The 23,503-nt window shown below is 56.1% G+C and carries 9 protein-coding genes; 6 read left to right on the top strand and 3 right to left on the bottom strand.

Annotation, left to right across the window (positions count from 1 at the left end; genetic code table 11):
- Position 1: 1 nt before the first annotated feature.
- The 3 genes from CHB87_RS04395 to CHB87_RS04385 all read right to left on the bottom strand — a co-directional run bounded on the left by CHB87_RS04395 (position 2) and on the right by CHB87_RS04385 (position 10,250).
- Positions 2-2,533 (bottom strand): beta-glucosidase, encoded by a 2,532-nt coding sequence (locus CHB87_RS04395; RefSeq protein WP_089407149.1) that lies wholly within the window; start codon positions 2,531-2,533, stop codon positions 2-4.
- A gap of 184 nt (positions 2,534-2,717) precedes the next feature.
- Complete coding sequence (locus CHB87_RS04390; protein ID WP_089407148.1) at positions 2,718-6,194, bottom strand: chitobiase/beta-hexosaminidase C-terminal domain-containing protein; 3,477 nt, start codon at positions 6,192-6,194, stop codon at positions 2,718-2,720.
- Between the two features lie 54 nt (positions 6,195-6,248).
- Positions 6,249-10,250, bottom strand: a complete 4,002-nt coding sequence (locus tag CHB87_RS04385; RefSeq protein WP_142988212.1) for an outer membrane beta-barrel protein — start codon at positions 10,248-10,250, stop codon at positions 6,249-6,251.
- Positions 10,251-10,896: 646 nt separating this feature from the next.
- Here CHB87_RS04385 and CHB87_RS04380 point away from each other — a divergent pair.
- The 6 genes from CHB87_RS04380 to CHB87_RS04355 all read left to right on the top strand — a co-directional run bounded on the left by CHB87_RS04380 (position 10,897) and on the right by CHB87_RS04355 (position 23,497).
- A complete protein-coding gene (locus CHB87_RS04380) occupies positions 10,897-12,333 on the top strand; it encodes a hypothetical protein (protein ID WP_089407146.1) in 1,437 nt (478 codons plus the stop codon).
- A gap of 580 nt (positions 12,334-12,913) precedes the next feature.
- Positions 12,914-14,602, top strand: a complete 1,689-nt coding sequence (locus CHB87_RS04375) for a glycoside hydrolase family 28 protein (protein ID WP_089407145.1) — start codon at positions 12,914-12,916, stop codon at positions 14,600-14,602.
- 125 nt (positions 14,603-14,727) lie between these two features.
- Entirely contained in the window at positions 14,728-17,064 is a 2,337-nt protein-coding gene (locus tag CHB87_RS04370; protein WP_176441577.1) for a GH92 family glycosyl hydrolase, read from the top strand.
- 154 nt (positions 17,065-17,218) lie between these two features.
- Positions 17,219-18,424 (top strand): SGNH/GDSL hydrolase family protein, encoded by a 1,206-nt coding sequence (locus CHB87_RS04365; RefSeq protein WP_089407143.1) that lies wholly within the window; start codon positions 17,219-17,221, stop codon positions 18,422-18,424.
- Positions 18,425-18,534: 110 nt separating this feature from the next.
- The gene (locus CHB87_RS04360) at positions 18,535-19,887 is read left to right on the top strand and encodes an alpha/beta hydrolase (RefSeq protein WP_142988210.1); all 1,353 of its coding nucleotides are present in this window, start codon (positions 18,535-18,537) and stop codon (positions 19,885-19,887) included.
- A 130-nt stretch (positions 19,888-20,017) separates the two neighbouring features.
- Positions 20,018-23,497, top strand: coding sequence for a glycoside hydrolase family 2 protein (locus CHB87_RS04355; protein ID WP_176441575.1), 3,480 nt, complete (start codon positions 20,018-20,020; stop codon positions 23,495-23,497).
- Positions 23,498-23,503: the final 6 nt, after the last annotated feature.

The raw sequence follows: 23,503 nt of genomic DNA, 5'->3' as shown, positions 1-23,503 counted from the left end.
ATTACTTCCGAACCTCAAACGTTGCCGCTAAGGGGAGATTCTCCGACGACTCGCCTACCTTCACCACGAACTTTCCCGGATCGATCTTCCATGCCTTCGCCGCGACATCGTAGAACGACATCGCTCGGGCATTGAGTGTCACGCTTATGTCTCTCGATTCGCCCGGTGCCAGAACCATGCGCGCAAAGTCCTTCAACTCTCGGATAGGCCGCTTTACCTTCGCCGAGGGATCTTCCACATAGACCTGCGCGATTGCGGTCCCCGCGCGTGTGCCCGTATTGGTCACGCGGAACTTAGCCGTCACCGGCTCGCCGGACTGCACGTTTCCGCTGCTCAGCTTCAAGTCCGAGAACGTAAACGCGGTGTAGGAAAGCCCGAATCCGAAGGGAAATAACGGCTGCTTTCCGGCCGAGGTGTAGTAACGGTAGCCGTTGAACAAGCCTTCCCGGTAGACGACGCGCTTGTCTTTGTCCGCATAGTAACTATCGTGAACGGGGCTTTCTTCCCAGCTTCTTTCGAAGGTGAACGGAAGCCGACCGCTGAAGTTAGCATCGCCGAAGAGCAGCTTGGCAAGCGCCTCTCCTCCCTCCTGGCCCGGATAAAAATCGTCGATAAGGCCACGCACCTGGTTCAACCATGGCTGCGCATCCGCCGCACCGCCCGCGTTCAGCACCACCACGGTGCGTGGGTTCGCAGCCGCCATCGTGCGGATCAGCTCGGCCTGGCCGAACGGCAGCTCGAAGGGACGATCCATCCCTTCGTGCTCGGTCCTCTGGTCGAACCCTACCGCAACGACCACTGCATCGGCTTTGGCCGCAAGTAACTTCGCCCGCTCGCTGGGCAACGACTCCACCGGCGCGAGACCTACCGAGACCGTCGCGGTCAAGCCGACCGACTCGCCCTTGTCCATTTGGTAGATGTGGGACTCCGTATACTCGACCCGCACCGACGCCGGCTTACTGGCGGTAAGCTCCACATAGGAGTCCTTGGGGGCCTGGTACTCGCGCGGCTCGGTTGCTATGGTCTCGTGGCCGTCCACCGTTACTCGATAGCTGTCCGTGCCCAGTGCAGCCGTGAGCAGAAGATACTTGCCCGAGGCCTTAGGTGTGTAAATGGCGCTGTAGCAGACGCTCTTCGCCTGCCTGGGTACGGTCTGCTTCGCGGTTGCCGCGTCCAGGTTTGCAATCACATTTTTTTCGAGCAAAGTCCCCTTGCAACCCAGCTCCGCAAACGCCTCGCTGGTTACTCCAGTCTTGCCTTCGGGAGTCGTCCATTTAGTCTCGTGGAAGACCGCTGAGGCTTCGGGCAAGCCGCGGTCGTAGAGCATCTCGACCGCGTTGCCGCCGCGCGCGACAAGCCCCTCGAGCAACGACTTAGCCGAGAATGGAATCGCCATTGCGCTTCCTCCGCCGGTGACATACGGATACGCGTTCGGCCCGATCACCGCGATGCGCTTCACGCCGGGACCGAAGGGCAGCGCGCCTTCCTCATTCTTCAAGAGCACTGGAGCTTCGAGCGCTCCACGCTGGGCCACCGCAAGCGATGCAACGCTGTCACTACCGATCGAGAGGTCGGTCTGATCGCGCCCGGTGAATTGAAAGCGCATCTCGAGCCGTAAGATGCGCCGTACCTTCTCGTCGATCTCGGCCAGGGTGACGGTGCCGATCTTCACGGCAGGCATGAGCACGGCGCGGGTCATGGCCTTGGCGTAGGGCATCTCCACATCGAGACAGCCCTTCGCGGCTGCCACGCCATCGTAGGTCGCCTCCCAATCCGACATGACGATGCCATCGAAACCCCATTCGTGCTTGGCTATTTCGCAGTTCAAGTGCCTGCTCTGGGTGGTGTGTTCGCCGTTCAGCAGGTTGTACGAGTCCATGATGGCCCCCACTTTGCCGTCCTTCACGGCCATCTCGAATGCGGGCAGATATAACTCACGCAGTGTGCGTTCATCGACTACCGAATCAACATCGTGGCGGTCGTACTCTTCGTTATTGGCGGCGAAATGTTTGATGGTCGCCACCACGCCTTGCGACTGCACTCCGCGAATGTAACCCACGGCCAGCCTGCCCGCGAGGATCGGATCTTCGCCCGCGTACTCGAAGCTTCGGCCGGCCATGGGCGCGCGATACATGTTCACGCCAGGCGCCAGAAGGATGTGCACGCCGCGCGACCGTGCATCGCGGCCCAGTGCGATGCCCACCTGCTCGGCGAGGTCGGTGTCCCACGTGGCGGCCAAGGCGACGCCGTTGGTGTAGGCGGTCGTGGGGCCGGCTCCCCTCACGCCCATGGGGCCGTCGCTCATGCGGATTCTCGGCGCGCCAGCCTCCGGCACCGCAAGGAGATAGAAGCCGTCCGAGCCGCCGAGCAGGTCGATCTTCGACTCGAGGCTCATCTTCGAGATCGCCTCATTCAGCTTTTGCTCGATGGCCGCAGAGTCGGGCACAGGAGCTTGAGCCACGCAGGTACGCGGTGCCGCGATGCATATTGCTATCGCGGCGATCGCGTGGGTGTAGTGGCTAAGACGCGTCATCGTTGACTCCTTTGTGTCAGTGAGACCTTGTTGTCGCATTCATTTCCTTGAACCGAGATGTGGAAGAAATTGGGCAAGGTCTTGAGAAGTACAACGTCTGCCGGATGGGCCAGCGAACATACCGTCTTGCCGTCGCGGCTGATTGATAAATACTCTCCACAGGCAAGCTTCGTGCATGCCGACTCTACGGGAGAGCGGCCAGCGTTCCCTTCTGGATGGCATAGCCGAGTGGCTGGACCGTCGGCACTGCTGCGCCAAGGATCACCGTCAGGGTGCCCGGCACTGAAGCGCTTGCATATCCGCCCGAATTGGCCACCCACACATTGCCGGATAAGTCGATCGCGATGCTGCTGATGCCAGGACTGTTGTAGCTGTGAGCAAAGCCGACGGAAGGCGAGAGCGCCGTAATCACCCCGCTGATCGAGGCCAACTCGCTAACCGTCTGGCTTGCAACCCATACGTTGCTCGCACCATCGATGGCTACTGCCGTAGGGGCATTGATTCCCCCATCGCCTGCGATGGTATCTGCATTGATCTTCCCTCCGGCCGTTATTTCGGCGATATAGCCAGTCGAGGGTGTCCCCCCGGCAGAGTTGATCACCCACGCATTGTTGGCGTGGTCGATGGCGATACCGGTAGGTGCGTAGAGGCCAGTCGTGTATGCCGTGGGAGTCGCTCCGGCGGTAATGGCTTGGGAATTGGCAGCAGGCATGGAGTAAACCGAATTGCCCCCAGGTGCGGTCACCCAAACCTTGGACACCTGATCGACCTTCACGTCCGTCGCGGCGGTGAAACCGGTGATGGCACTGCCGTTGTTGAGGGCCGTCAGAACGGTCACAGCGGAAGGGGAGGCGATGTAAGGAGACTTTGCCGTCGCCGATCCAGAAGTTTGAAATGCATTCGGTACGCCATAAACGTATCCGTTGCCGGAGACAGGAAAATAAATGCTTGTGGCGTCGGCTGCGTATTGGGTTCCGTTAAGAGGAACCGTTTGGGCGTTCGTGTCGACGAAATAGGCACCAATGCCGCCTCCGAGCGCAAACGTTCCACCACCATTGACTTCGTAGTTTTCTCTGCCCTTATTACCGGTACCTGTATCTTTGCCGGTATAAAACTTGTAGAACACAGAGTAACCCGCCTGGGATGTGCCATTTCCCGAATCGAAGGTCAGTCCCGCCAGCGGTCCGATCGTAGAGTAACGCGAAACGCCTTCGCCCCCATATGGCATCAGGCCGGTGACCGCCTGGGTGGTGGTGCTATTGCTCAGGAAATAGACATCGCCTTCACCGTTGAGGGTCAGGAAGTTAGGCGCGCTAATCGCAAAGACGGCACAAGCGGCATCGTTGCATGGAGCGGTGCTGCCAAGAGTGAGGGCGACAGTCCAATCCGTCGGCTGCACAGTCGTGCCGGAACCAGCGGGAGCCAGGCCGAAGAGATTAGCCATATTGTTCGTATTGGGCACGCCTGCGTTCGTGGCATTGATCGGGTTCACTGCCATGTAGTAGGCGGCCTGGAGGGTGTCCGTCGCAGTGGGGTAAACAAAAGCTGAGCCCAATGTGGTGGCTCCGGGGGTAGGTGGCGGAGCCGCCGAAGTGAAGAGCGTAGCGCAGTTCGCGGATTTGGGACCGGTGCTCTCGACGCAGGATGCAAGAATGCCGGCGATCAGGTAGATCTTCTGTTGCTCGGGCGTCGCCGTAACGTTGTAGTTGGTTGTCGCAGCTGCATAGTTATATCCGTAGGGCGTGTAGGTAGCGTTTACCAGGCCTGAAGGGATATTCATCATATAGGCAACCGTGTTGAAAGCGTTGAGCAGGCCGGTGGGGTTCGTGGAACTCGAACCGATGGATTCTGTCGTTGGATTGAAGAACTGCGCAAGACCGTAGATTGCCGCCACACTCGAGATTTCATTGATGTTGACTGACAGAGTTTCCGTTTTCACACTCGCGCAGAGATCGTTTTCAACGATCGGGTTGGCTGCAGTCGGACCGGCAATCAAAGCCATCAGTTTGATGGCAGAGTTCGCCGTTCCGCCGCTCGCACCGGGATTGCCTCCTGCGGCAGTCAGATAGGCGTACGTGCCAGTACAGGTGTAGGTGCTTGGGAATGAAAAGTTGCCAGCCGAATCGGTCGTGGTACTCGCGATGCGTTGCGCAGCAGAACCATAGCCGGTAGCTCCCACAGTCCATAGCGTGACAGTGGCGCCACTGATTAGCTGAGGTCCGCCATTGGAGAACGGAGGGATGCCGCTTGAAACCGTACCCTTGAAGCCCGTGGTGGGCGCGGAGATCAGATACGAATCGGTGACAGCAGGACTAGCGTTGTAACCAAGCTCCGTAGCCACAGCACTGATCTTCGTGGTGGAGGACACAGAAATCCCCGCGCTACCCGCCGTGTACTGCGGCGAGCCCAGCGTGGCTGTCGTGCCGTCCGTGGTGTAGTGGATGACCGATCCGGCGAGCGAATCCGTGAGCACGACTGTCTGCGCCGTGGTGAAAATATTGCCGGGGGGCGAGAAGCTGACTGCAGGAGCCACAGGTAGATTCAACGTGTACAACGCCGAGGCAACAGGACTGAAACTGAAGTGCGGTGCGATTGCGCTGGCCGCAAGCGTCTCGGTTTGAACAACCGAAATGGGTGAAGTGTAGAGAGCCGACGACGTCGTTGGCGTGCTTCCGTCCAGGGTGTAATAGATTGAGGCACCTGGAGTAGTGTCTGCGATCGAAACGGTCTGAATCGAATTGAATGTGCCTGCGGCAAGCGAGATCGTGGGAGTAGCGGCCGGAGGATAAATGAAGTACACGGCTGAAGCCACTGGGCTATTCGCATCACCTGGCACGACGGCGATCGCCTGCAGGGTTTCGCTCTGCGCGACAGAGATCGGACCGCTGTATACGGGCGAGGAGAGAGTCGGGGAGCTGCCGTCCGTGGTGTAATAGATCGCAGCCCCGGGGGTAGCGTCCGTGATAGTCACGTTTTGCGTTGTGCCGTATGTGCCGGCAGCGGGAGAGATCACCGGCACTGCCGGCTGGATCACGTAGGAAGCTGAGGCCACTGCGCTTAAGCTGGATCCCGACACGTAGGCGATGGCCTTGACCGTGGTATTAGCGCTGACCGAAATAGGGGCTGCGTACTTTGCCGAAAACTGGTTGGGAATACTCCCGTCGAGGGTGTAGTAGATCGACACAGTTCCAGTGGCCGAATCGGCGATCGACACAGTCGCGGGTGAAACATAGGTGCCGGCTATGGGCGTAATCGTCGGGGTTGGCGTCGGCGGCAGGTTCAGGACATAGCTCGCAGAGGTAACCGGGCTTGCACCCTCGTTTGCAGTGACAGCGATCGCATTCACCGTTCCGCTTTGCAGTATCTGGAAAGGGCCTTGAACACGGAGGCCCGCACCCGTCGTCGCACCCCCAAAGATCAGTGAAGAGGTTGTCGGCGTGCTCCCGTCGAGAGTGAAGTAGATCGTCACTCCAAACCCTTCAAGAGCGTCCGAAAGCGCCACCGTCGGTGGGGTGGTGAATGTGCCACCGGCGGGGGAGATGGCAGGAGCCGGAGTCAAGTCGATGGCGTTGGATCCACACCCGACCAAAAAGCAGGCCCCTAACGCCAAGGCACAGACCTCAGCCGCAATAACACTACGTATTCCAAACATCAGCCGCATGGTACAGCCTCCAGAAATCACAATCGAAAAATGTATCGCCAGTTGATGACGGCTTCAGAAGATGAATTCAGTTCCGACCCGGATAATTCTCGAGGCAGTGCTGTAGCCGATCTGACCGAAGGTTGTCGACGCAGCGTTCGTATAGACGGTGCCGGCCTGCACTGGAGCCCCCGAACCATCTGTGCAACCGAGACTTGTCGTACAAGCTGTCGTCGCAGTCTGGAGGGTATGATTGGCATTGAAGTAGGCCGGGTGATTGAAGGCATTGCTAAATGTTCCCGTAATATTCAGCCGATACCGCCCCGACAATACGAAGCCCTTCGATACTCGCGCATCGAAAAACGTTTCGCGTGGAGTGCGCGCATCCGGCAGTGTTCGCCGCAAATTGCCGAGACGAGGATTACCCGACGACCCGGGAGTCGCGAATGCCGCCGGATTCAGGTATGGCACGAAGCCCGGGCTGAACACGCCTCCGCCACCCCGCTTCCAATTCTTATTGATCAGCGGAACCCCCGGAACGCGATTTGGACGCAGTGTATCTCCACTAGGAAATGCAGCCGACGCGCAGTAAATCACAGGCGCGGTCGGAGCGCAGCCACCCTGGTGCGCCGGAGTCAGCGACGTGAAATACCCAGTGCTGCCAAGGGTCACAAAATTGGGGTATCCGGACTGAACAGTGTAGATGCCCGCGGTGCTGAGGTTCCCGATGAGATTGTCAATGATCTTGTTTCGAGTATTGAATCGCTGGCCCGTACCGATCGGAAGGATATACGTATAACCAACCCGAAACCGGCTCGGTTGATCGTTGATCGACACCGACCATTCGCTCTTCAGGTTCTGTGGATCTTGTGGAATTGGGCTTGAACCCGAAGCTGCAAAGGTTCCCCCTGTCGTATTGGCTACATCGTCCAGGGATTTGCTCCACGCATAGTTGGCGAGCAAGGATAGATTTTTGCCTTGGCGGTGCGTGACACTCAGTAGCAAACCGTTGTATTCGGATGTGCCGTTGCGTTCAAGGTCATCCGGTATGGGGAAATTGTAGAAATTTTGAAACGGGTTCAGTTGCTGCAGTTCAGTCTCGTTGCTCAGGGTGGTGCTTGTACCCGACGTCACGCCAAACGGATTGCCGCATCCCGGGCTTGCCGTGGTGGCACAATTCGTCACAATTTGACTTAGATTGGCACCGTCTTTTACCGCAGCGATCAGTGTGGGGAACGAAGGGACATTGATGTCTCCGTTTTGCGACGTCGCGTTGAAGGGAGCGATCAGATGTGTCCCATGGGCTCCCTGATAGGTTATCTGGACCAGCGTTTGCGCTCCGGGCTGATACTGCACAGTAAAATTCCATGCTTGAAGAGTGGGAACTTTGTCCGACTGATTGACGAAAATCGGACTGATGCCCGCCGTCGTCTCGATCGGCCCACCACGTGCCGCGTTCAGGGAGGTGTAGAAGGAGGAGGGTGCACTGGCGGGATTCGAGACCGAGTTCACGATCCCAGGGTTAGTGCCTCCCGTACTGCTCGAAACCGAGCCGCCACTGCTCAGGTCCGGCAGCGGTTGATTGAAGTAGCCGGTAAGCGGGAGGTGCATGATGGTGTAGGCCGCCCTGATGGTGGTGCGCGGTGTGGGGGCTACGGAGATGCCGATGCGCGGTTCGAACTCCTTCCAATTGATTGCCCATAAATACTTGCTTACCCCGCAGGTCCCCGGGAAGCATAAGGCCGCTGGACTCGACACTCCGCTCGCACTGTAGTTCTGATTCAGCACGATTACCGGCTGATTGTTGTATTTCTCCATGCGCGGAGTTTCCAGGTTGTAACGCAAGCCGAGATTGAGAGTGACGTTGGGAAGCACACGCCAGTCATCCTGGATATAGCCAGCGTCATAGCGCCACCGATAATATCCGGGTATAGAGAGGGGAGAGGCGATATAAGACGACACAATCCCGAGGTCAAAGGTAGCGAGGGGTGCACCTCCGCTGGACCCGTTGTTGGTATTGGCCTGCGCGAACGTGTAGGCTCCTCCGGTTGTATAGCTGTTGTCGTACTGATTGGACTGGATCCAGCGCAGATCGACCCCGAACTGGAACAGATGGCGTCCGCGTTGCCAGGTAACGTCGTCGCCGAAGATGAAGTTCTGGTCGACTTGATTGCCGATACCCGACCCGCCTGGGGTCACTCCACCTGAAAGTGCATAACTGACGCCGGTGGCGTTGAATCCGCCGAGGGACGGAAAGCCGTAGCCCAATGCCGCTGGCGTGAGACCGTATTTTGCCCCAAAATCCTGCGTCATGGCGCCGGGCGGCAGAGTCCTGTTATCGACCGCACGCAGGTAGGAGTAGTGGGCGTTATTCACGATCGCATTGGAAAACACATGAGTGTATCCGATCGCCACATCGTGGTTGATCGATGAATCAGCTGGGGTCTGGGTAAGGGGGTTGTCCTGGGAGACCGCAAAAAAACGAGGCGCGGTAATCGGAATGACCGTATAGCGGACAAAGATCTGGTCTCTGCTCCCCAGTTGTTCGTCGATGCGGAAAGAGTAGCGATTGTCGACGTCGCTCACACCGCGGCGATAACTCGCATTCTGTCCGGCGGTGTCATACGTCCCGTTGGGATTGTCGAAGGTGACATAGGGGCCGGGGTTCGATGGAGTCGGCATGAGGGACATCACAAACTGAGCGAATGGGTTAGCCGCAAGGGCGTTCGACACGTCGTTGACTGCGGGAGCTCCGTTGGCAGGAGTGATAGGCAGATACAATCCAGTGTTCCCATATTGAGCGCCGCATGGAATTGCAGAGGGGACATTCTGACAATACGCATAGGGCGAAGGAGCAGCGTACGGCGAGTTAGCGCCACCTAAGGGGGCTTGATAGTACAAACTACCGATTCGAGGCGCAGCCACAGCCGCTGCGTACCCCTGGTTCTTCAATACCGTTAGATTGAGTAGCGGGAGCGTGTTATTCAGATGTCCTGCAAGGTCGTCGGGGGTAAGGAACGTTCCACGCACATTAATCGTGTTGTTGAGCCGGGCTGGCTCAACCCCAACATAGAAGAAAGTCTTCGAGCGCCCATCGTACAGTTTGGGGATCCGAACAGGTCCACCCACATAAAAGCCGTAGAAGTTCTCGTGCAGTTGAGGTGGAATTGGGGCAGCGCTGACCTGCTTAGCCTGAAAGAATGGGTCCGAATGACGCCAGGTGATGGCTCCGTGATACTCGTTGGTTCCCGCCCGGCTCGCCTGGACGATCATTCCACCACCGGTACGGCCGTATTTCGCGGAGATTCCCCCCGTGATCACCGTCGTCTCCTGCACCATGTTTCCAGACAGATTGACGCCGGCCCGCGAATAGCTCGCCTGGGTGACATCCGATCCATCGACCATAATCGAACTGGAACCCGCTGGCGCACCGGCTATGCTGATGTTCGACCCCGGGGTCACTGCTCCGGCGGTGATGCCCGGATTTTCGGAGTCGATTCCTCCGGCTGCAACTGGATCCCCCACAACTCCCGGTACTAACAGCGCCGCCTCGAGCGAGCTGCGCTCCGGGTAAGGGAGGGACTCTACCAGCGAGTGATCCACCGTCGTGGTGACATCCGAAGTGTTCTTCGAAAGCAGCGCCTCCTCCGCTGTCACCGTAATGGAGACGTCGTTGCTTCCAATCTTGAGAGTCACATCGATGGAAACCGAAGCCGCGGCTCCTACCGTAATGCTTTCCACCGTCGATCTCTGAAATCCATCCGCCGTCACGGTTACCGTATAGGGACCGGGATTCAAGGAACCTATCGAATAAAATCCCTGGGCGTTCGTCTTGGTCGTGACCGAAACCTTCGTGTCGAAGTTGGTGATCTCCACCACCGCCTTTTGAACCAGAGCGCCCTTGCCATCGATGACTCGGCCGGTGATCGCGCCCTGTCCGGATTGTCCGAGCGAGCTCAACGTGACTCCAAATAAAAGGAGCATACAGACCAGTAAAGTGCGTATCAGGGCAAAAACCGTCGATCCTTCGAATGTGTATGACTGTGTAATGCGGGCTTCAAACGGCGTTTGATTCAACACATGGACTCCTATTGGGTTGCTTTGTAAAGGCTAGCTGCCGCATTCGGCCGGCATGCAAATATGGTCCATGACCGGTCTGTATCTCAGGGGTTCGGACTATTGGGCCCCACCACCGAGGGCGCTCGAATCGGGGCCCGGGCCGGCGAAGAAACAATAAGCGGCGAGACCGCCCGACCGGCAAACGATGCTTGGTGCAACAGGACAACCGGAGATGAACCATCTCATTCGTGTGGGCTCTTGGAACGATTTCGGCATCAGGATCGAACTCTTGGTCAAATTTGCACCCGGACTTTCAACGCCACACAACCCTAATACCCATACTCCACGGCTGACAACGTTAGAAGCGAGCCCTAACGTGAGTTCAAATCATTGATTCGTATAGGCTTACAGAGTAGAAAAATGTCTAACAGCGGACGCATTCTTGTTCCGTAGAGTCGTGGAATGCGGTGCACAACCGAATCGCACACGTGGTGGTATCATTGGTCCGCTGGAACACGAACAGACAGTCCTTCCGATAACGGTTCCACTTTTCGCACTGTACTACCCGCGTGCCTCACGAAAGCCATGAGGTCTCGGATATCGAACAACGATAGATTCGCCGGTTGAATCGCGCGTATTTGTCTCTTTTGAGGCGGTATTCTTCATGCAGGCCCAAAGCAAAACTGACGAGCGCAAAGCCCAAGTCACTCAAATCTCGCAGTCCGATATAGACCTGCACGAACTCCGCCAGCATCTCCAGGAGATGGTCTCTGGTCCAGCCTTCAAGAGCAGTCATCGCAGTGCGCAATTTCTCACCTACATCATGGAGCAAGCAATTGCGAGAAACTTCGACTCCCTTAAAGAGCGAGTGATTGGAGTGGAACTCTTCGGGCGTTCTCCCTCGTACAACACGGGAGAGGATTCCATTGTCAGGACCACCGCCAGCGACGTTCGCAAGCGCCTGTTACAGCACTACGGAAGCAACGGAACTTCCAGCAAGTTTCGGTTGAGTCTCCCGCTCGGCTCCTACATCCTTGAAATCGCGCATTCCAGTCTCGACAAGTCAGATCTGATAGAAGAACCCGCGAGCGCCTCACCCGCCAACTCGCTTATTACCACAGTTGTGGAAGAGCATCTGACCACCGTATCGCGCTCGGATATCCTGGAATCAGATCGGGATGCGGCCTCCGTTCAGGGCGCAACTGTGGTCAAGACGCAGGACAGCTTCCGTTGGGTGTTCCTCAGCCTACTGTTCGTTGCTGTTATCGCCGTTTGCGTGGCGGGTACGACTTGGTACCGCTTTTCCCGCCCAATATCAGCTGCTGCCCGCGCCCCTTTGTGGTCCGCGCTTTTCGACTCTGCTCATCCCACGCATCTGGTCACCAGCGATTACGCGCTCGTTGGCCTGCGCGAAATCACCGGAAAGTCTGTGTCGCTGGCCGATTATGCGAATCGCAAGTATCTTCCCGAATCGAATCAAGCGACACCGGAAGAGCTTCGATATTTCACTGCTCTTCTCGCAGGCAGTTCGACCTCTGATGTCGATGCTCCCATCATCGCCAGAGTCTCCGCCCTGGCTCAGCAAAATCAGAAGGCCATCGATACACGCGCATCCCGCCACATCACCATCTCCGACCTGCGAACCGACGATAACTTCATCTTCCTGGGCAGTCCGTCTTCCAATCCGTGGTCGTCGCTCTTCAGCAACGAACTGGATTTTCAGTTTGTGATCGACAAAGCCACCCAACGGGAGATTATCCAGAACGTGCGGCCTGGCCCTCACGAACCGCCAGCGTATGTGCCAACCGCCCTCGGGGGAGGGACCGGCGAATCGTACGCAATCGTTGCCCTGGTCCAGAATCTTGATCAAAACGGGCAAGTTCTGATTGTCGGCGGAGCGAACGGCGAAGGCACAGACGCCGCGGGTCGGCTAATCACCGATCCCCTCCATCTTTGGTCCGCCTTGAAGTCCTGCGGCATGGAACAACGCAGCCCGCTCCGACACTTCGAGCTTGTGCTCCGCCTCAGCACGCTCGCAGGTTCCCCAACACATCTGGATGTCGTTGCCTGCCACCTGCTACCAGGTACTGCGTCACGCTGAGGCTATTTCTGTTCTTGGTTGAACAGCATATCGGCCAGCAGATGTGTGTTTGAGTGTAGCTTATCCTTAGTTTCTTCTCGTGAGCGTTCACAGCTTATCGCACTTAGCCTCGTGCCTGGCACTCAACCGGGATGTTGAAGTGTTGGGTACCTGACGTTCCCGGGCGTTTCGAATCCTGCGAAGCAAGCCCAGGCCTAAACAAATATGAGCTTTTACTTCACGGGTCATCTGTCGGTGCCAAACAAGCAACTTTGATCTTAGCGTTGTCGCCACATGGTAACCGCATACGAGCTAACAGTGTTTTCTAGATAACACCTCGGCTATCGTTGCCAGTCAGGTCGTTCATAAATCAACATAGGTTCGCTACTGAGTTTGGCAAGATCGGTTTGCGGATCCGACCTCGGTTTCCTTGAGTAGGAGATGCCCACGGGATCAGCAAGATTGTGGTCTCACGGAGCCACCTCTTATCTGTAACGTTGCGAACTTGGTACTGAAGAGTGACGACTGGGAACGCCTTTGCTGAAGCGAAGCAACCATCGCCGCGCCGCTCTGCGATCTTAGAAGGAGCTATAAGGTGGAAATGAATCGGCGTACGTTGTTGGCGAAAGCCGGAAGTGCCTCTCTGTTGGCCGCATTTGCACCAGGTGGAGATATCTCCGCGCTGACCGCGAGCGGGAAAACTGGTCTTCTTATAGCGGATCCCCGCTCCCGCGGTGCGCGCGGCGACGCAAAAAGCAATGACCGGAATGCGATTCAGGAGAGCATCGACGAATGCGCTGCGGCAGGTGGCGGAATCGTCTATATAGCTCCAGGAATCTATCTGAGCGGAATGTTGCTGCTAAAAAGCAACGTAACTTTATATCTCGACGCCGGCGCGACCATCTTAGGCAGCAAGAATATTGACGACTATCCCCCGCAATCAGGCCCAGACGCGCACGCCGACGCGGGCGTCCGTCACCTGATCGCCGCCCGCAAGGCCGATAATATCGCCATTTGCGGTCATGGCACGATTGATGGGCAAGGGCCATCCTTCTGGAAACAGAACGGAACGCCTGCGCCTACAGAGGACAATCTATGGAGGTCGGTGATCACCTGGGAATGGGAGGCTCTGCCTCGACCTTCTCCAATGATTGAACTCATCGAATGTACCAACGTTCGTATCGAGGGAATCACCCTAAAGGATGCGCCCGGCTGGACCCTGCGACCGATCGCCTGCAACTCCGTCTTCATTCGAGGTATTCGCATTCGCAATCACATCAACGGTGTCAACACTGACGGCATTGACGTCACCTGTTCACAGAATGTCCTGATCTCGGATTGCGACATCTCTAGCGCCGACGATGCTATCTGCATTAAAAGCGAAAATCCATATGGTCCCCTGGAACTCACACGGAATATCACGGTGACCAACTGCATCCTCACCGGCTGCTGCAATGGCTTCAAGATCGGGACCGCCACGAGAGGCGGAATTGAAAACATCACCTTCTCCAACTCCATCATCGAGAACCGCGACGTCCCCTACAATCAGCGACTCGAAGGCGGCATCGTCATCGAGATGGTGGACGGAGGGTGGCTGGAAGGAATCACCATCACGGGCATCCGGATGCAGCGCGCACGTGTGCCTATCTTTATCCGACGAGGCAATCGTACGCCGCGACCGGATGGAACGCCAGGCTACCTTCGTGGAGTCATGATCGACGGTGTCCATGCCAGCGGTGCGATCGTTACCAGTTCGATCACTGGAATCCCTGGATTCCCTGTCGAAGACGTCACGCTTTCCAACATTCGGATAGACAGTGAAGAGCATGGCAAAGAAGCATGGGCGCGGGCGGAAGTTCCAGAGAGAGAACAGGAGTATCCGAAGTCGCTCATGTTCGGCAGGCTCCCAGCGGCCGGACTTTATTGTCGTCATGTGGCCGACTTGCGGCTGCACGGCATTGACCTTCGTCTCACCGCAAGCGAGGAACGGCCCGCGCTTATCTGTGACGATGCAGGGCACATCGATGTATCCGGGTTCCGCTCCACAAGCATCTCTGGCAAGCAGCCCGTTGTCCTGTTGAACGCGAGCCGAAATGTGTGGCTGCGTGATGGGCGGGCGCCTGAACAAACAGATTGCTATCTCGAAGTTCGCGGGAAACAGTCGGCCGGCATCGTACTCAGCCACTCGGATCTGATCAATGTGCGACAGACCACCGTTACTACGGGCGGAGCCGCCGAGAACGCTGTTACACAGTCATTCAATATCCTACGGGCAGCCTCCGCAGGATAGCTATCGCAAGCCATGCGGCATAGACCGAAGAAAGCAAGCTCGGCACTGAATGCGGCTAGCCACGGCCTATCATCTGTCAGCCTTATCTCTGGAGTAGCTACCTAGCGTGGAAGGAGCGCACGATCTTGCAACTATTTGAAAAATGGACGTACTTGGACTCGGCGACATGGTTGATCGTCATCGTCATATGCACGCCATTCTTGCATGCCGCCTCCGCCCATTCGGCCCCCAAAAAAGATCTAGTTGAATATGTGTCTCCCAATATCGGGGGCATCGGCCAACTGCTCACTGCGACCATTCCTTATGTGCAACTTCCCCATGGCATGGCGCGGCTCGCTCCGATTACAATGCCCAATATCTCAGATCGCTATCTTGCCGATAAAATCAGCGGCTTCCCCGCTGGCCCGGCGCTCTTGATGGCCTCTATTGGAGATGGCGGAACGAATCCGGATGCATACGCCTCCGGATTCGACCATGATTTTGAGACATCAACTCCCTACTACTACGCGGTCGACCTTGATACATGGGGAATAAAAGCCGAACTGACAGTTGGACAGGACAGCGCATATTACCGGTTCACATTTCCAAAGACGCCACGCGGACATCTGATGTTGAGTCTCGGAACGGATGCTGAATTGCAGGTTGTTAGCGATAGGACTCTTCAAGGCAGCCAGGAGATCCATGTTGAATTTACCCCTATCGTCGCAAAGGCCAGCGCCCCAAGAGAGTATTTCTACATTGAATTTTCCCGGCCGTTCGGTCAATGGCAAACATGGTTCGACAAGAAGCTCACACAGGAGGCCAATCTCACTGGAGATAAGATCGGCTTCGTATCGGATCTTGCTTTTGCTGCCGGACAGCAGGTCGAAGCGCACGTCGGGATCTCCTACATCAGCGTCGAGCAGGCAAAGAAAAATCTTCTTCGCGATAGCCGTGGCCTGAGCTTCGATCAGGTCCAGCAGTCAACTCGGTCCGCCTGGAATAAGGCTCTGGGCGCGGTTAGCACCACGGGTGGCACGGAGAAACAGCGCACCATCTTTTACACCGCCCTTTACCGCTCGCTCGGCCGTATGACCGACATTACGGAGGATGGTCGCTACTACAGTGCATTCGACCACTCCGTACACGATTCAGGTGGGCATAATTTCTATGTGGACGACGGCATCTGGGACACGTATCGCTCACTGCATCCCCTCCAATTGCTCTTAGATCCGCGACGTCAACAAGACATGATTCGTTCCTACCTCCGCATGTACGAGCAAAGCGGGTGGCTTCCTTCGTTCCCGTCTATCGCCGGTGAACAGTCTCCGATGATCGGCCACCATGCCGCTGCGTTGATCCTCGACGCCTATGCAAAAGGCTATCGGGACTTCGATGTCGAAGAGGCTTATGAAGCGATCCGCAAGAATGAAACCGAGGCCACCTTGCTGCCTTGGCGGCGCGGTCCGCTGACCGCCCTTGATCGTGTCTACTTCGACAAGGGATTCTTCCCGGCGCTCTCCTACGGAGAAAAGGAATTTGCGCCGGAAGTCGACCATGGGGAACGACGCCAGGCCGTCTCCGTAACGATCGAAAACAGCTTCGACGATTGGTGCCTCGCTCAATTAGCGAAAGCAATGGGTAAGAACAAAGATGCTGACTACTTCAGCCGTCTGGCTCACAACTATCAAAATGTTTTCAATCCGACCATCGGATTCATGGCGCCAAGAAGCGCCGAGGGAAAATGGGTCGAGCATTTCGACCCAAAGCTCGGCGGGGGCCAAGGCGGAAGAGAATACTTCACGGAAGTCAACTCCTGGATTTATACCTTCGGCGTCCAGCACGACGTGGCTGGCCTGATGCAACTGATGGGTGGCCGCGATCAATTCAATGCCAAACTCGATAAGCTCTTTCAAGAGCAATATAGCGAGTACAAGTTCCAGTTTCTGAGTCAATTTCCTGACGCTACCGGTCTGGTCGGACTTTATGCCCAAGGCAACGAGCCAAGCCTCCACATACCATACCTTTACGATTTCTCCGGTCAGCCCTGGAAGACACAGCGCCGAGTACGCGAACTCATGGATGTCTGGTATGGCGATGGCCCGCTCGGCATTCCCGGCGACGACGACGGCGGAGAGACATCCTCGTGGTATGTCATGAGCGCAATGGGCTTCTATCCGGTATGCCCCGGAAGCCCGGTTTACGAGATTGGCAGTCCAATATTTGCGAAGACAGTTATCCGCATCGGCGGAGCGGGCGAGTTCACCGTCATCGCCGACGGCGTCTCTAAACAAAACAAATATATCCAATCGGCTACCCTGAATGGCCGACCTCTCGAGAAGGCGTGGTTCCGCCATGCCGACATCGCTCAAGGCGGAACACTCATCCTCAAGATGGGAGACAAGCCCAATCGAGCTTGGGGGAGCTCTCGGCAAGATGCCCCGCCCTCAATGTCGAACGAAGAAGCGAATGCAACAAAATGAAGATAGTTTTGCAAGGTGCTGGCGCATTAATCCACTGGCTAGTGGCCAATCCCTGGAGTCAAGTGCAGCTTCGCTATCTTACTAAATCAAGATGAGCACAAGAGGAATCGACCTTGGCTTGAATGCCAAATTGCTGGTAAGAGGCATATTGAATATGAAGAAAGCACTTTCCGCACTTATAGCGCTAGCACTTCTGTCACCCCTTCCAAGCTTAGCTCAGAATTGGGTGGGAACCTGGGCCGCCGCTCCCCTAAATTGGTCATCGGTTGTTACGCCCAACCTTTCCATCGGATCTGAGGCTCTCACAGTTCGACAGGTTGTTCACGTGTCTCTAGGAGGACGGAAAGTACGTCTGGCCCTCAGTAACGAATTTGGCCACTCCCCTCTTCTCATCTCGGATGTTCACTTTCAAGAGCACGATTCGAAGGACTCCATCATTCCAGAATCCGATCACAAAGTAACGTTCAGCGGCAAAGCCGCCATAACGATCCCTGAGGGCGAGTTCGTCACAAGCGATCCGGTTGATTTTGCACTCGAGAACTCCTCAGATGTCGATATCAGCTTCTTCGTCCCGAAGCGGCCTGTAACGTCGATGACGATGCATCCGCTCTCAAGGGAAACCACTTACATCAGTTCAGGTAACGAGGTGACGTCAATCTCGCTTACATCGCCTACGACAATTCAACACTGGTATTTCCTCAAGAATGTTCAGGTTGAAGCCCCCAAAGAGTCTTTCGCGATAGTTGCTGTAGGCGACTCCATCACAGATGGATTCGCCTCTACGGCAGACAAGAATCGACGTTGGACAGACGATCTGGCGACCCGACTGCTCGCAAGCCCCGAGACACGGCATATCGCTGTGCTGAATGAGGGAATTAGCGGCAACCGGCTTCTGAAACCAGATACCGGCCCCGCACTCCTTGACCGCTTGCATCGTGACACCTTGAGCGCTCCAGGTGTCAAGTACATCGTTCTTCTTATTGGCATCAATGACATCGGCCGAACCGCCAAGCCCCACAACCCGAACGATCCTGTCACTATTGCGGAGCTTCTTGAGGGGTATTCGCAAGTCATCCACCGTGCTCACGCAGACGGGATCAAGGTGATTGGCGCTACGCTTACGCCTTATACCCACGCAAATTATGCGTCACATGAGGGGGAACGGATGCGGCAAGCACTTAACACCTTTATTCGCCAGCCCGACAACTTTGATGGAGTGATCGACTTCGATAAGGTTGTGCGCGATCCGAATCATCTCGATGAAATTCTTCCTGCGTATAACGATGGGGATCATCTGCATCCGAACGATGCTGGTTATCAAGCTATGGCTGATGCTGTCGATCTCTCTTTGTTTCGCTGAATGGCTCGTCGTCAGCACTGCCCGGCCAGCGCCGCTTTTTCAGCGGAGCGTGCGCTCACCTTCAGCGTCATTTCTTGGTTCTTTTCGCTCAACAAGCCGGGAACTTGTTCATGGAAGGTAATGTAATGAAACGCCTATTGCTTTCAATAATTGTTATGCTTTTTTCATCACCCGTGTTTGCCGCCGACAAGCTCAAATGCGAGCAAATGATCGCTCTTGCAGCTTCTGGTGAGTCTGGGCTTAAGGAGGCAATTCGAGGAAGTTTTGCTGATACCGCTCTTAAATCTGGCACAGCATTTCTTTTTCATGGAGGAGATTTCTTTTTCGCGTTTGAGAGTAATGATCAGCCGACGCTGGTTGTCGATGACGGCACTTCGCGCGTCATGAAACAACTCACAGGCACCTCCATCTGGTATGTCGCCGTAATCGGGCTTCGCGTGAGCTACGATCATCGCTTTCATTACATCGTGAATGGGAAAAGCATTGGTGGCGCTGCCGACCTTCCAGCGCTCGGTCCCCTCTCTTATCTGCAGCCTGGTATCCCCTCGGGAACCCTCAGCGATTCAATATCTGTCGTCAGCAAAGTTTATCCAGGCATGGTGAGCGCTTATAGAGTCTATATTCCGGCGCAGTACGACCCCAACGTCTCTGCGGCGCTCATGGTTTTTCAAGATGGCGCGGGATACCTGGATCGAGAGGGTATGTACCCAGCTTTGAATGTAATCGACAACCTTGTTGCGATGAAGAACGTTCCTGTCATGATAGGTGTCTTCGTGAATCCGGGCGACATCGCGGACGCTCCAAAGTCACCCGACTTCGCATTCGTGCAACGGTATATGAAGGAAAACGGTGGAACCTTAAAAAGCGATTTCCGCAGCGAGGAATACGACACGGTGACCGACCGCTATAACCGTTATCTTCGCGATGAAGTCCTGGCCAAGGTCGAGACGAAATACAACATCCGCAAAGACGCTTACAGCCGCGCCACAACTGGTTTTTCCTCAGGTGGAATCTGCGCTTTCAATACGGCCTGGTTTCGTTCGGATGAATTCAGCAGAGTCATTTCTTGGTCAGGGAGCTTCAGCGCGCACCAATGGAAGGAGATTCCGGGGGATCTGGATGGCGGGCAGGATTATCCTGAAAAGATTTTGCGTGAGCCACATCGCAACATTCGCGTCTGGCTGGCTGATGGCTCGAGAGATCTGGAACTGCGCGACGGAAGCTGGCCGCTCGATAATATCCGCATGGCTAACGCCCTGAAGATGGCTGGCTACGACTTTCACTTTTCCTTTGGAATGGGAGCACACAGTCCCGCTTATGGCGGTACTCAACTACCGGAAGAGATGATCTGGCTGTGGAGGGACTACGACCCGGCAAAGACCTCGCAAGTGTATGAAATGGAGCCGAGCGAGAAAACCAAACCCCTCTTCCGCGTGTCTATCACTAACCGCGATGCAAACTGACGAAAGGCCGAACCGATTCGTTATGGCGGGAACTGGTTGCTCTAAGAACAAGACCCTAACACTTTGTTGTCTTTGCGAAGCACTCATCGAGGAAAGCTGCTAAGGAGCGTATATGTTGAGACACCGTTACTTGGCGACCATCGTCGCGTTCGTCACGCCATTCGCACAGGTCACATACGCTCAGACGCAAACTCCCCCTCCCCAAGTGGGGCCATACCTTGCTCACATCCTCCCCGGCGGACCTGCACTCTCAAAGCAGATGCCTGTAGACATCGTTCAGCCTAAAGGCTGGACCGAGTGGGCTTGGGTGCAGCTCGAACCACTTGCGCCTCTACAGACCGCGACGATCGCAGGCATCGGAAAGCCCGCGAACGGTTTTGTGGCCCCTCTTCTCTTGACAGCAGGACATGCGGCCGTTCGGGCCACATCCGGAAAGATCTGTGAAGATCCCTCTGTTCTCACGCCGTCTGCATGGCATCTGATTGCGAGTGTCTATCATGATGAGAAGTTAGACTTACTTGTCGACGGTGAACCGGCATGTTCGATGTCGATGGAGTTCGGTCAAGATTCCAACGAACTCACTCTTGGGCCGACACCTGTTTCCGTGCAGGAGACGAGGTTTGACGGAAAGATTGCTTTCGGTGCGATAGCGGGCGCACTCGGAACGGACGAGATACGTACGCTTTATCGGCACGGCCCTCAACTTGGCGCAGGTGTCTTCGAAGAAAATGCCAAATCCTGGCATCTTCAGACGAAGCAGCAACTGGGCTACATCGCGCCTCAGCCACCCGAGATGATGCCTCATGGTTCCCTGCACTTGGCGCCAGTCGAGCGCCCTGTCCCGATAGCGAAGTCCTCACTGCTGGCCGAACCCGACGGCTCCTGGCAGATCGCCGCAAACTGGAAGTTGTTGTACGACGTAGCGGTTCCTGCAAATTCTCTCTCAGGCCTAGTCGTTTCGAAACCTGGCTTCGATGACCGTACCTGGCTTCGAGCAACCGAACCTGGAACGGTCCTTACCACCCTCGTTGATCGAGGCATCTTCCCAGACCCCACCTTCGGGCTGAATAATCTTTCTATCCCCGAGTCTCTCAACAAACAACAATATTGGTATCGTGTGGAGTTTGAAAGCCCGTCCCGCTCAACTGCGCGTCGGCAACTGGTTTTCGCAGGGATCAACTACGAGGCGGAGATCTGGCTTAACGGACAGAGGCTTGGCTCGATTCGTGGCGCCTTCAATCGGGGAGTCTTCGACGTATCCGGCAAGCTAAAAGCAGGCCACAACGCTCTCGCTGTGCTCGTATCGCCGCCACCGCATCCTGGCATTCCGCAGGAGGCCTCGCTGTTGGCCGGCCCGGGTGAAAACGGCGGCATAATGGCGATCGATGGCCCGACTTTCATTTGCTCCGAAGGTTGGGATTGGCTGCCAGCTATTCGGGACAGAGAGACGGGAATTTGGCAACCTGTCATACTTCGTAACTCCGGCGAGATCCAGCTCGGCGATCCACAGGTGACGACCACTCTCCCGCTACCGGACATCAGCACTGCCGACGTAAGCATCCGTGTACCGGCACGCAATATCGCAGACACAACGCAGAACGTCTCGCTCGTCGCTGAATTCGAAGGCGTCAGTCTTCGTCTGCCCATCAGCATCAAACCGGGCACCAAAGAGATCGTGCTGGATAAGGAACGCTTCCCACAGCTTCATCTGCTGCATCCTCGTTTGTGGTGGCCTAACGGCTACGGCAGCCCGGACTTGTATCATCTCAAGCTTCATATCGAATCCGCCGGAATCGTGGAAGATAGCCGGACAGTCACCTTCGGTATACGCGAAGTAAGCTACGAGCTCAGTCTCTTCGATGCTGCAGGCCGTTTGGATCGAGTAGAAGCTTTGCCCCAGAGAACCATGGCGAAGAAGTTCAACCCCGTTCTCGTCAATCATGAAGCTTTACGGCAAACCGAGGGCGGCTGGGCCGCCACCATCGATCCTCGCGCCGAAGCCACAGACTCAATCTTGCCGGTGAAGAACGAGCCTGGAATGACCGACCTTGTCATTAAGGTTAACGGCGTCAGAATAGCGGCTCGCGGCGGCAACTGGGGATTGGACGACGCGATGAAGCGCGTCACTCGCGACCGGCTTGAGCCATACTTTCGTCTGCATCGAGAGGCCAATCTCAACATCATTCGAAATTGGGTGGGTCAAAATACGGAAGAGGTCTTCTACCAGCTTGCCGACGAGTACGGCCTGATGGTATGGAATGATTTCTGGGAATCGACACAAAACTACAACGCGGAAGCCGACGATACCAAACTCTTTCTCGACAACGCGCGCGATACTGTGCAGCGATTTCGCAATCACCCCTCGATCGTTCTCTGGTGCGGCCGCAACGAGGGCGTGCCACAACCGGTTCTTAACCGTGGCTTGATTGATATCTTCGCTCAGGAAGATGGAGCTCGCCTGTATCTGCCCAGCTCCATTGCAATCAACTTGCGTCCAAGCGGTCCCTACAGCTGGACCGACCCGCAGTTATATTTCACCCGTTCGAATCGTGGATTTTCAGTCGAACTCGGCATCTCTTCGTTTCCGACCCGCGAGGCTTTCATGTCAAGCATGCCCACCGCCGACCAATGGCCAATCAGTGACAACTGGGCCTATCACGACTGGCATCAACAGGCTGGAGGAGACACTCACGAACTGATGAAGGAAATGGAGAGGCAGTTTGGCCCTTCAACTTCTCTCAACGAGTTCGAGCGCAGAATCCAGATGTTCAACCTCGTCGATCACCAGGCAATCTTCGAGGGGTTCTATCAACATCTATGGCGGCCAAACAGTGGCCGCATGATCTGGATGACTCACCCTTCGTGGCCGAGCGTCATGTGGCAGATGTACAGCTCTGACTACGACACCCAAGCTTCCTTCTACGCGATTCGGCGCGCCAATGCTCCTTTGCATGTGCAGATGGATCCTTCTGACGGCACAATCGCGATCGTGAACACAACCCGAACGGAGGAGAACGGCCTCCACGTTCTGGCAGCGGCCTATTCGTTGTCCAACCAGCGCCTAGCGCAGCTCAGCAAAGTACTGCATGCAGACAGCGATGCAACCACAGAGGCAGGCCAACTCGATCTGCCGGCGATCTTCAAAAATGCGGACGTTGCGCTTATTCGGCTTGAACTGCGCGACGCGAACGAAGCTCTTCTTGCAGATAACTTCTACTGGCTTGGTCCGAAGAGCGCCTCCTATCGAAAGCTTCTCGATCTTCCAGAAAATACATTGGCCGTCCAAACGCGCGAGTTAGCAGCTGAAACTCATGAGACCGCCAAAGAGCGGGTCATCACCGTGACTCTCTCCAATCATCAGAGCACAGCGGCGCTTGCCATCAAGGCCACGCTGGAACGCGGCGACGGGAGTCGAGTTCTCCCCGCCTATTACTCGGACAATTACGTCTCGCTCCTTCCGGGCGAATCGAGGACGGTATCCATACATTTTTCGAATGTGCCTCCTGATAGCACCGGCTTGAAGATCGGAGTCCGCGGGTGGAACGTTAGGGAGTCGACGGTGGCAGTTACTTCGACAGTTCAGTTGAATAGCAAGGCAGGGGCTCGCTAAGCCGCA

Origin of the sequence: Granulicella rosea (genome assembly GCF_900188085.1) — a bacterium.
GTDB lineage: Bacteria > Acidobacteriota > Terriglobia > Terriglobales > Acidobacteriaceae > Edaphobacter > Edaphobacter rosea.
The sequence above is the reverse complement of the archived record's forward strand: the minus strand, read 5'-3'. Positions and strand labels throughout refer to the sequence as shown.

Bases quoted from the DNA above. Each gene is read 5' to 3' on its own strand.
- CHB87_RS04375 (WP_089407145.1), top strand. From the start codon at position 12,914: ATGAATCGGCGTACGTTGTTGGCGAAAGCCGGAAGTGCCTCTCTGTTG.
- CHB87_RS04390 (WP_089407148.1), bottom strand. From the start codon at position 6,194: ATGCGGCTGATGTTTGGAATACGTAGTGTTATTGCGGCTGAGGTCTGT.
- CHB87_RS04395 (WP_089407149.1), bottom strand. From the start codon at position 2,533: ATGACGCGTCTTAGCCACTACACCCACGCGATCGCCGCGATAGCAATA.
- CHB87_RS04380 (WP_089407146.1), top strand. From the start codon at position 10,897: ATGCAGGCCCAAAGCAAAACTGACGAGCGCAAAGCCCAAGTCACTCAA.
- CHB87_RS04360 (WP_142988210.1), top strand. From the start codon at position 18,535: ATGGAAGGTAATGTAATGAAACGCCTATTGCTTTCAATAATTGTTATG.
- CHB87_RS04365 (WP_089407143.1), top strand. From the start codon at position 17,219: ATGAAGAAAGCACTTTCCGCACTTATAGCGCTAGCACTTCTGTCACCC.